The 7,875-nt window shown below is 55.3% G+C and carries 8 protein-coding genes; all 8 read right to left on the reverse strand.

What is annotated here, in order from left to right:
* Nucleotides 1-534 precede the first annotated feature (534 nt).
* Nucleotides 535-1,002, reverse strand: coding sequence for a hydrogenase maturation protease (locus tag NZ823_01555; GenBank protein MCS6803813.1), 468 nt, complete (start codon nucleotides 1,000-1,002; stop codon nucleotides 535-537).
* A gap of 21 nt (nucleotides 1,003-1,023) precedes the next feature.
* Nucleotides 1,024-2,313: a Ni/Fe hydrogenase subunit alpha gene (locus NZ823_01560; protein ID MCS6803814.1), complete on the reverse strand. Its 1,290-nt coding sequence runs from the start codon at nucleotides 2,311-2,313 to the stop codon at nucleotides 1,024-1,026.
* Nucleotides 2,303-3,082 carry an oxidoreductase gene (locus NZ823_01565; GenBank protein MCS6803815.1) on the reverse strand — a complete coding sequence of 260 codons (780 nt, stop codon included), beginning with the start codon at nucleotides 3,080-3,082 and terminating at the stop codon, nucleotides 2,303-2,305. Before NZ823_01565 ends, NZ823_01560 begins: the two co-directional genes overlap by 11 nt.
* Before the next feature lies 1 nt (nucleotide 3,083).
* Nucleotides 3,084-3,926 (reverse strand): FAD/NAD(P)-binding protein, encoded by an 843-nt coding sequence (locus tag NZ823_01570; GenBank protein MCS6803816.1) that lies wholly within the window; start codon nucleotides 3,924-3,926, stop codon nucleotides 3,084-3,086.
* A gap of 10 nt (nucleotides 3,927-3,936) precedes the next feature.
* The gene (locus NZ823_01575; GenBank protein ID MCS6803817.1) at nucleotides 3,937-4,398 is read right to left on the reverse strand and encodes a cyclic nucleotide-binding domain-containing protein; all 462 of its coding nucleotides are present in this window, start codon (nucleotides 4,396-4,398) and stop codon (nucleotides 3,937-3,939) included.
* A complete protein-coding gene (locus NZ823_01580) occupies nucleotides 4,385-5,560 on the reverse strand; it encodes a 4Fe-4S dicluster domain-containing protein (protein MCS6803818.1) in 1,176 nt (391 codons plus the stop codon). Before NZ823_01580 ends, NZ823_01575 begins: the two co-directional genes overlap by 14 nt.
* Before the next feature lie 3 nt (nucleotides 5,561-5,563).
* The gene (locus NZ823_01585; GenBank protein MCS6803819.1) at nucleotides 5,564-5,941 is read right to left on the reverse strand and encodes a hydrogenase maturation nickel metallochaperone HypA; all 378 of its coding nucleotides are present in this window, start codon (nucleotides 5,939-5,941) and stop codon (nucleotides 5,564-5,566) included.
* Between the two features lie 1,168 nt (nucleotides 5,942-7,109).
* The gene (locus NZ823_01590) at nucleotides 7,110-7,385 is read right to left on the reverse strand and encodes a hypothetical protein (GenBank protein ID MCS6803820.1); all 276 of its coding nucleotides are present in this window, start codon (nucleotides 7,383-7,385) and stop codon (nucleotides 7,110-7,112) included.
* Between the last annotated feature and the right edge of the window lie 490 nt (nucleotides 7,386-7,875).

Raw genomic sequence — 7,875 nt, forward strand, 5'->3', positions numbered from 1 at the left:
CCTCCTTCATATTGAATTTAGGCTGGGCATTATAGCGTAGTGAGAGACCGACAACAATTCAGTTGACTGATCACGTGGGCAGCAACCAAATGTTGGCCATGACCGATCAGCCGCGAATTGTGAAGGGCGAGAGCTTCGCCCCAGCTCGACTCGATGACGCAGCAGATTGTCGCCAACTAAGCAACATGACAAAAGTTCGTGGCGTTTTTGGAGTGCTGCGACGTGTCGCAGCTTTGGCCGAAAAGCGGTGACACGTCACCGCACTCCAAAAACCGTGGCCGCACATTGGCGTATTTGTGTGGCAGCGGCGCTCGGTTGTCGGCGCGTCTCTTGGCGCATGCTCCCGTTGACAATTCAACAGCGACTGACGGGCTAGAGATGCGTAGATACCAATGGCGTGCGCTTCCAGGGCAAACTCATTCACCAACGGCTCTAGGAAGCGTCTGGGGGCTGAGCGATCGAGTCAACGACGCAATGAGTGGAGCAATCCCACCGCCATGATCCATTGTTCATCGGCGATGGTTCACGCTTCAGTCAACGCCCGATGAGTTCATCAGCAAGCCGCTCGGCCAGCTCCTCTGCCGATGCGAGGACTGCCGGCGAGACAGCTTGACCAATCTCAAACGTGGCTCCTTCGATGCCGTAGACGATCAGACGAGGCGGAAGCCGATCAAGCGTTCGCGCTAATTCGATCGCCTCAGCCACATTGAACCCATGCGTCGAACAGCCGAAGCAGTGAACCGGCATTGGTTGTTGGTGGGCATTGAACCGGTGCAGTGTTCCCGGCCGAGCTCCTGATTGAACGGCATCAATGATGATGACCTCATCGGCTTCGGCCCACGTCTCCATCAAAGCAGCGCCGTCAGTCTGAGCTTCGACAATCGTCACGCCAGGCGGGCATACTGCCCTTAACCGTTGAGCGACGATCAGCCCGACTGCATCGTCGCCGCGAAACTGATGGCCAACGCCGATGATGCGGATAGGATGTTGCTTTTCCGACATCAGTCAGTCAGATGCGCCTCATCATTCACGCTCGATGTGGAGCTTAAGAAAGTGCGTGGCGCAGGAAATGCACGGATCGTAATTGCGAATCGCCTGCTCGCATTGCCAGGTTATTTTTTCATCAGAGAAGCTCATCAGCTCGGGCACAAGCCGCCACAGGTCTTGTTCGATCATCTTTTGATTCTGTGATGTCGGCGGGACGATTTTCGCGTCCAGGATCGTTCCCTGGTCGTCCAGCCGATACCGATGATAGAGAATCCCGCGCGGCGCTTCCGTGCAGCCATAGCCGGTGGCCGCACGTGGCTCGATGGCGACGGCTGGTTGATCCGGCATCTGGTAGGCTTCAATCAGGCGCAACGCTTCGTCACAGGCGTAAAGCGTTTCCACGCTCCGCACAATGATGCTACGAAACGGATTCCGACAGCTCGGCCCAAGCCCGGCTTCCCGTGCCGCTTGCTGAGCGATCGGCGAAAGCTTATCGAAATTGATATTGTAGCGAGCCAGCGGCCCGACCAGATACGCCCCACGTTCCTTCAACGTCGAATGCAACGCGTTGGAGTACGCGACGTGGTGCTCCACGAAGTGTTGATCGAACTCTTCAACGGCCACGTCCAGCCCTTTATTGGAGACCAGACGCCCCTGGTTCAACGGGTATTCATCAGGATGACGCAAGGCGACAAACTCATAATCAGCGTCGAATTCGGGAAACGGAAACTGCGCCGTCCATCGCACGGTTTCCAACGCTGCCTCGCGCGCCCACTTGAGCTGCTCGGCTAATGGAGCCAGGTCGTGTTTGGTCGGGACTCGATAAAAACCGCCAACTCGCACATTGATCGGATGAATCTCCCGACCGCCAATCAGACGCACAATTTCGTTACCGATCTTTTTCAGTTGCAACCCACGCCGCACGTGATCAGGATAATCCTTGGCCATCTGCATGACATCGGCATAGCCGAGAAAATCCGGCGCATGCAGCATGTAGATGTGCAACGTATGACTTTCAATCCACTCGCCGCAATAAATGAGCCGCCGCAAGGCCCGCAAGGGGCCATCAATCACCACGCCGCAGGCATGCTCCATCGCATGCACTGCGCTCATTTGATAGGCAATCGGACAAATCCCGCAGATGCGCGCGGTGATGTCAGGCGCTTCACTGTAATGCCGCCCGCGCAAGAAGGCCTCGAAAAATCGCGGCGGCTCGAAAATCTTCAGCTTGACATCCACGACCTGATCGCCTTTGAGTTTAATCATCAATGAACCTTCGCCTTCCACGCGAGCCAGATAGTCCACCTTGATCGTTTTAGACTTCATGCGCTTCACTCTCCTTGCGAAACGGCTCAGCATACGCATTGAATCCGCGAAAGACGCGCACCAAATCAGCCTCGCCGACGCCTAATCGGCTCCACCACGCGCTGAGCGAATTCGTATTAGGCGTTTCCATCGGCCCAAAACAACCATAACAGCCGCGATGATAGCTCGGGCAGAGCGCGTTGCAGCCGGCATGGGTGACCGGACCTAAACACGGCGTGCCGTGCGCCACCATTACACAGACGACCCCGCGTCGTTTGCACTCAATGCACACACTGTGCGGCGGCGTGTTCGGTTTGCGCCCATGCAGCAAGGCGCTGATCACTTCCAGCAGTTGCGACTTATTGATCGGACAGCCGCGCAATTCAAAATCAACGAAGACATGATCGGCGATGGGCGTGGATTTATTCAGCGTCTCAATGTAGGCCGGCGTGGCATAGACAATCGAAACAAATTCCTTCACGTCTTTGAAATTCCGTAGCGCCTGAATGCCGCCAGCAGTCGCGCACGCGCCAATGGTCACCAACGTCTTGGAGGCCCGCCGAATGCGATGAATGCGCTCAGCGTCGTGAGGCGTCGTGATCGAACCTTCCACCAATGAGAGATCATACGGCCCTTTGACCATCGCCCGCGAGGCTTCAGGGAAATAAGCGATCTCAATGGCGTCAACCAGACTCAACAGCTCGTCTTCGCAGTCCAACAAGCTCAATTGGCAACCATCACAGGAGGCAAATTTCCAAACAGCCAGTTTCGGTTTTCGCTTCGACGCCATATTAAATCTCCCATACGCCCAGCCAATCTTTGACGCGACTGTAAGGAAAGACCGGACCATCTCGGCAAACGAACATGGGTCCGAATTGACAGTGACCGCAGAATCCAACGGCGCATTTCATGTTGCGCTCCATGGAGACGAATATCTGATCTGCGGCCACGCCGCGCCTTTGGAGCTCAAGGGCTGTCAATCGCATCATCACCTCAGGGCCGCAGACGAACGCCATCGTGTTGAGTGGATCAAATGGCGCGCGCGAGGTGAGCGTGGTGACGACGCCGACATTGCCACGCCACTGGCTCGTTGCCCGATCAACTGTGACATATACGTCCAGGTCGAATTGGGCACGCCAATGGCGCAGTTCGTCACGATAGAGAATGTCTTCCGGCGAGCGCGCGCCGTAGAGCAGCACGACCTTGCCGTACCGCTCGCGACGAGCGAGGATGGCGTAGAGCGCCGGCCGCAGCGGCGCCAGCCCGATGCCGCCAGCCACCAGCACGACATCATTGCCCTCGGCAGCCAGAATCGGCCAGGGCGTGCCAAAAGGGCCGCGCACACCCACCACGTCGCCACGTTTGAGCTGGCTCATGGCTTTGGTCACCGTGCCAACAGACCGCGTGGTGTGAACGAGCGCACTCGTCACGGCCGGATCGCCACTAATCGAAATGGGAATCTCACCAACGCCGAAGACATAGATCATGTTGAATTGACCAGGCGCAAAGTGAAATGGCTGCTGATTGGTTACCGGCTCCAGTTCGAGCGTAAACGTATCAGCCGTGTCCCGTCGCACTCGGCGAATGCGATACGGAACCGTCCGCATTGGATCATGCTCGCTGTTGTTTCTCATGATACGTTCCTCAGGATCGAGCGCCGTATACATCCAGCAATTGCAATCGCGTCGCCTGAAGCCGTTGCTCAATGATGTGCGCAAATCGTTTCAGCAATTCAAAGCCCAGATCATGATCGCTCTCGCATTTGCCGCGAAGGCATTTGCCGTCCAAGGCGATGGCGCGCGTCAGCTCCATCGCCTGCGCGTTGAATCGCCAATGATACGGCGGCACCAACCACGACCATCCCAGAATATCGCCTTCACCCAACGTCTCGATCACAATCGGGCCGCGTTCAGGTGTGAACATACTCAACGCCACGCGCCCTTGACGAATCACGTAAAACTGATTGGCTTCTTCACCCTCGCGGAAGATAAACTGGCCGGCCTCGAACCGCACATTGGCGGCGCATCCAACGATCAGTTGGATGTACTCAGGGGCTAGTCCTTTGAGAAACGGATGCTCGGATAAAATGCGTTCAAGTGTCTCCATGATCTTTTTGACTCCTTGCCGGCTCGCTGGCCCGGATGGCCTGCACTTCCTCGGTAATATCAATGCCCACCGGACACCAGGTAATGCACCGCCCGCAGCCGACACATCCAGACGAGCCGAACTGATCAATCCACGTTGCCAGTTTGTGCATCAACCACTGCCGATAGCGCGCTTTTGATGAAGCACGCACGCTGCCACCATGAATGTAGGAGAAATCCATCGTGAAGCATGAATCCCATCGGCGCCATCGCTCGGCATATTGGCCCGTCAAATCGGTCACGTCTTCGACCGTCGAGCAGAAGCACGTCGGACAAACCATTGTGCAGTTGGCGCAGGTGAGACAGCGGCGCGCCACGTCATCCCAGCGCGGGTGCTCGGCGTTACGATAGAGCAGGTTCTTGATGTCCGTCGTATCTAACACGCGTCCCATCTGCTGAGCAGTCCTCTCCACGACTTGCTCGGCGGCGGCCCTCTCCTCATCACCGGCTGCTTCCTGTGTCACGTCGGCCAGCACGGCAGCGCCCAACGCGGTTCCGACTTCCACAACGAAGTCATGACGGCCATCTTGCAGAAGCTCGGTCATGGCCAGATCAAATCCGTCGGTGACTTTCGGCCCGGTCTTCATGGATACGCAAAAACACGTGCCGCCAGCCTGACCACAGTTGACGGCCAGGATAAACAGATGCTCGCGCCGTTGCCGGTAGGTTGAGTCAACATACGCGCCTTGCAAAAAGACGCGGTCCTGAATCGCAATCGCATGTAACTCGCAAGCGCGAACACCGATGAAGGCATAGCGCGGATGCTCCAGCTCGCCTGCCGTTCGTTGCTCATCCAGCTCAAACCCATTGGGCGCGCGCCTCAACCGGAAGAGCCTGAGCGCAGGAGGAAACAACCACTTCTTCCACGCGTGCGGACCGACCGTATAGCCAAACAAGGCCGCGTCCGCCCGCTTTTTCAAGCGATACATGCCACCCTGTTGCTCATCGGTCCAACCAGCCGGCAGGTCGTTGCTTGATTCAATCTGATCGTAAATCACCGCGCCATCACGCACGGTGGGACCGACCAAACAATAGCCACGGCGCTTTAATGCGTCGAATAATTGATCGAGCTGATGGCGCCTGAGGATAAACAGCTCACCCACTTGTACAGACGCCTGCTGCATTGCTCATCCCCGCGCTGACTCATGAACAGAAGCGTGAGACGCCTCAAACTCGATGTGATCAATCAAGAACTCGTCGCCACTGAGAAGCTCGCCGCCGAGCGCGCCGCAATACGGACACTCCGTCAGCGGTTCTTCTGTCACATAGACTTTGTCGCAAAGTGTGCAGTGAATCGTCACCGGGATAAGCTCGATCTCCAACTCTGCTGATTCCGCAATGGTATCCACCTTGGCCCAATCAAATGCAGCTCGCAAACTCTCTGGTCGAATCCCTTTCTCCATGCCCAGCTTGACACTGATGCGGATCACCGCTCCCTCATCAGCCATTTTGGCGGCCTGCTCGATATGCTCAATCAGTTTGAGTGCATAGCCAACTTCATGCATATCGTTCTCCTTTTCACTTGTAACATCAAACAAACATAGCTGCAACTCATGTACCAATGGCCTGGGAAAACAGGTTGGTATAACAACTCAACACCTCTATTTGAGTTGGCTTAATGCCATTTGCTAGAAAGCGCGTCCCAGAGTGTGACCTTGTGGGGCATATCGCACAAATCGGGTTATTTGAGCCGGGCCTTCAGATAGTCCATGTTGGCCCAAGACTGAGTAGACATCCGTGAACCGATGCACGAATCGAGCGTGGATCGTGATGAGTCATGCTGGCTGATGGCCGGCCAAACTACTGATGAGGATTGATTGAGATTGATTGGTCAATGAGGATTTCAGCTCCTCAGAAAAAGTGGCACAGGCGTTCCCGCCTGTGTTTTTCATCGTTTCTGGGCGTCGTCCGGACGGCATGTGGAACTCCTCTGAAAATCGCCCACGAAACACACGAACCTCACGAAAGAATTGTCTTTTCATCATTCGTGGCGTGCCTCGCGCTCATGCGCGATTCCTGACTTTTTCTTGGAGTGCGCCGGCAGAGCGAAGCGGCGACGGCGCTTTCTCCCTTGAATAGCCATTTTCATGCTTCGTGGCGTGCCTCGCGCTCATGCGCGATTCCCATGAAAACCATTTCCTCACGGAGACACTAAGAACACAGAGAGGCGGCTAACTGAGGCTCTCTGTTGCTCTCCGTGTCTCCGTGTCTCTTGACGCTTCTTGAGCACTGTCTCCAATCGCCCAACTGAGGCTCTCTGTTGCTCTCCGTGTCTCCGTGTCTTCGTGTGAGTCCTTATCCTCTTCGCAGCGTCTGTGTTGGACTGTAGGGGCGGCTCGCCGTGGCCGCCCGCCTTGTGATGTCAATCCACTCCAAAGCAAGGCTTGAATCCCCCTCCTGACTTCCGGCTCCTTTCTTTCGCTTGCAATCCTCTTTGAAGCGCCTGTGTCGAATGTAGGGGCGGCTCGCTGTGGCCGCCCGCGTTGTCGTGTCAATCCATTCCAAAGCAAGGGTTGAATCCCCCTCCTGACTTCCGGGTCCTTTCTTTCGCTTGCAATCCTCTTTGAAGCGAGTCCTGTTTTCCAACTTCAAATGCACGAACAATAGAACCAATGTCTTCAATCTACTCATCTAAGACTTGTCGTGGAATACCAGCACGTTCACCTTGCAAGATTAAATCTCTGGTTTCCCTACGCACGTAGTCTCCAGCAGGTCTACCCAATCCGCGTCGGTCGGCTCGCTGGACAACAGTCTCTCCAGGTTGGCTGACTTCAATATCTTGGCCGCCACTTGGCGGGCTATGTCCGGTTCGGCTGCTAACATCCGGTACTCTTGTGCCAATTCGTGTAGCGAATCGCGAAAAAGCGTCTGGATCGAGTTCCCATCCGCCGTCCACAAACCGTCCACGGTAGCCTTGCGTGACTTCTTTGAAGATGTCTTTGTAGCCATACGTCTCTCCACTTACTAAAATGCGCCCGTTATCACGCAACGTTGCCTTAAGGCCTAATTCACTTAATCGTTGCGCTACTTCAGGCGTTAAAAGTTCACGAGCCAGAGCAATTTTACCATACTTAAGCTCATAATACTCAGGTAAACTTCGCAAATACTGAGCTATCTTTCGTGCATGTAGCGTAGCTTGCGCATTATCTGCGAACCAGACGGCATAACTAGCATCCCGCTTGAATAAATCGCGTGCTCGTACATTGGCATACTTGCCAAAACCAACCTTTGTATTGCCAATGGCGGCAGTTTCTGGATCAAGTAAGGTTTTATGTAAGACTGGTTCAACCTTTAGCTCGAATGTACCAACATCCCTTAACCACTCGCTTCGCTTCGGATATGTTCCAATGGCCGATTCTGTGGTCGCAATCCTCTTTGAAGCGAGTCCTGTTTTCCGACAAGCGCGGCGACTCGTTTATTCATCCCCCGTTACGGGGGA

The sequence above is a fragment of the Blastocatellia bacterium genome, from assembly GCA_025054955.1.
In the GTDB taxonomy this organism is placed as follows: Bacteria; Acidobacteriota; Blastocatellia; order HR10; family J050; genus JANWZE01.